Annotated in this window: 4 protein-coding genes and 1 riboswitch; all 4 genes read right to left on the bottom strand. The window is 68.9% G+C overall.

Translation table 11 applies throughout. The features are described from left to right. Window positions 1-349 (bottom strand): ATP-binding cassette domain-containing protein (locus AB0J09_RS62220; RefSeq protein WP_360713566.1); only part of this gene is annotated, 349 nt, incomplete at its 3' end. Next, window positions 328-1,422 carry an extracellular solute-binding protein gene (locus AB0J09_RS62225; protein WP_360713568.1) on the bottom strand — a complete coding sequence of 365 codons (1,095 nt, stop codon included), beginning with the start codon at window positions 1,420-1,422 and terminating at the stop codon, window positions 328-330. The genes AB0J09_RS62220 and AB0J09_RS62225, both read right to left, overlap by 22 nt. Before the next feature lie 60 nt (window positions 1,423-1,482). Then, window positions 1,483-1,603, bottom strand: a riboswitch (SAM riboswitch). Window positions 1,604-1,696: 93 nt separating this feature from the next. Next, on the bottom strand, window positions 1,697-2,173 hold the full coding sequence (locus AB0J09_RS62230; RefSeq protein WP_360713570.1) for a MarR family transcriptional regulator: 477 nt from the start codon (window positions 2,171-2,173) through the stop codon (window positions 1,697-1,699). A gap of 47 nt (window positions 2,174-2,220) precedes the next feature. Further along, window positions 2,221-2,489, bottom strand: a 269-nt coding sequence (locus tag AB0J09_RS62235; RefSeq protein WP_360713572.1) for a helix-turn-helix domain-containing protein, incomplete at its 5' end; no start/stop codon positions are given.

The raw sequence follows: 2,489 nt of genomic DNA on the forward strand, positions 1-2,489 counted from the left end.
GGCGGCGCACGCGCAGCCCGTACGCCACGTTGGCGGCCACGGTCATGTGCGGGAAGAGCGCGTAGTTCTGGAAGACCATGCCGAGCCCCCGCCGGTACGGGGGCCGCCCGGTCACGTCGGAGCCGTCGATCACGATCCGCCCGGCCACGGGCTGGACGAAGCCGGCGATGCAGTTGAGCAGCGTCGTCTTGCCGCAGCCGCTGGGCCCGAGGATCGACAGGAACTCGCCCTTGCGGATGGACAGCCGGTCCAGGTCGAGCACGCGGGTGCCCTCGTACCCGGCGGCCAGGCCCTCGATCTCGACGTGCCCGCCGTCCGTCACCTCGATCAGCCGAAGATCTGATTCCACCGCTGCTGCCATTCGTTCAGCTTGGGAGTGGCGACCGCGTAGTCCACCCAGATGAACTTCTTGAAGACCTCCGGACCGTGCTTCACCTTCTGCTCGAAGGGCTGGCCGTAGGAGATCGAGTCGTTGCCGGCGGCGTACCAGGTGCCCTCGGCGAACGGCTGCTGGTTCTGGGCCGCGGTGAGGTAGTCGAGGAACTTGTTCGCCAGGTCGCTCTTCTGCGTGCCGGCGGCGATGAAGTACGAGGTCAGCGCGCCCACGGGGCCGGACTTGGGGTAGGTGAAGCCGATGGGGGAGCCCGCCTGGGCCATGGCGAAGGCGCGGCCGTCCCAGAAGGGCATGATCCAGGCGTCGCCGTTCTCCATGACGGTGGCGGCGTTGCCCGCGTTGGCGGGGAAGGAGGACGTGCAGCCCTTCAGTGTCGCCAGCTTGCCGAACGCCTTGTCCACGGCGGCCGGGTCGGACAGCGTGCCGCCCTGCGAGGTGACCAGGGCGGAGAAGAACTCCAGGCCCGGGTTGTACGTCAGCGGCGGCAGGGCGACGTGGCCGCAGTACTGCTTGTCGAAGATGTCCGTCCAGTCCGTGGGCGGGGTCTTGATCTTGTCGGTCCGGTAGAGGAGGCCGGTGGAGCCCGTGGTGAGCGGCACGCCGTACTGCTTGCCGTCGTAGGCCGACTTGCCTGCGAGCACCGGGTCCAGCTCCTTCCAGTGCGCCAGGTTGCCGGTCGTCAGCGGCTGCAGCAGCCCGGCGGAGGCTGCGGGCAGCGACGCGTCGGGTGTGAAGGCGATGACGTCGAACGGCGGGTTCTTGCCGCCGGCCGCGCGCAGCTTGGTGAGCCACTCGGCGTTGGCGCCGTACACGAGGTTCACCTTCGCGCCGGTGTCGCGCTCGAACGGCTCTACGAACGATTTCTTGAACAGCTCACCCCACGCGCCCGCGAACGCGGTCACCGTGAGCTCCTGCTTGGCAGCACTGCCCTTGTCAGAGGTGTTGCCCGTGTCCACGCTGCCGCAGGCCGTGACCGCCAGCGCGAGCGCCATGCCTAGTCCCGCGAGGCGCGTGACTCCGCCCTTCATCTTTACCTCTCCGTCTCGAGCAGCCGCCAAAAGGGCGCATGGCAGGGCAATACGGCTCGACAACCGCGCTTGCCGCCAGGAGCACCGTTCAGCTCGGCGACCATGTCATCACCCGGGGCACCCCGCCGCGGTGGGAGGGTTGCCGTCCAGCAAGCCGGGGCTTAGCACTGGACTCGTGACATAAGCGACTGTACCAGTCGGGATTATCTAGATTTACATTGGGGGTACTTTAACGGCCTTTGTCCCCTTTATACCCATGCGATGGGGGTGTGGGTCAATTCTTGTGCGCGGCGGCGTCGCCCGGCTCCATGAACACCACCGGGACCTGGTTGTCCTCGACCACGCGGCCCAGCAGCCCGGCCAGCGCGGCGCGGTCGGCGGCCGCCAGGCCCGAGGGAAGGTCGTCGATCCGGCGGCAGGTCTCGGTGTAGAAGGCCTCGGCCAGCTCGCCGCCCTGCTCGGTGAGCGCCACCCGCACGGCGCGCCCGTCGCGCGGGTCCGGCTCGCGGCGCACCAGGCCGCGCCGGACGCTCCGGTCGACCAGCTCGGTGAGGCTGGACTTGGCCAGGTGCAGAATCCCGCCCAGCTCGCTCATCCCGTACGGCTGCGCCATCAGCACGCACAGCAGCTGCCCCTGCTGCGAGGTGATGCCGTACTCGCGCGCCGACTCGGCGTAGACGGCGCTCACCAGGAAGGAGGCGCGCACCAGCGCGGTGACGACGCCCATGTGCTCACCCGTTGCCTTGGTCATGCCGCCGATCCTCTGACCTCTATTGATTCGGAAAGCGAACTATCAGTTTAGCAAGGCTGGAGCGCGGGGAGGCGGCCCGCGAAGAAGGCGCCGGGAGTCACGCCCATCATGGCGCGGAACTCGGCCGTCATGTGGGACTGGTCGTAGTAGCCGGCCGTCGCCCAACTGGAGGCGCGGCCGCCCGCGAGCACCTTGCGGACGCGGGTGATGCGTTCGAAGCGCTTGGGCGGGACGCCGACGCCGTCGGAGAACAGTCCGCGCAGATGGCGCTCGCTGACGGCCAGCCGCCGCGCGATGGCGGGCACCGGCTCCCGTC

This window comes from Nonomuraea sp. NPDC049784, from assembly GCF_040659615.1.
Classification (GTDB): Bacteria; Actinomycetota; Actinomycetes; order Streptosporangiales; family Streptosporangiaceae; genus Nonomuraea.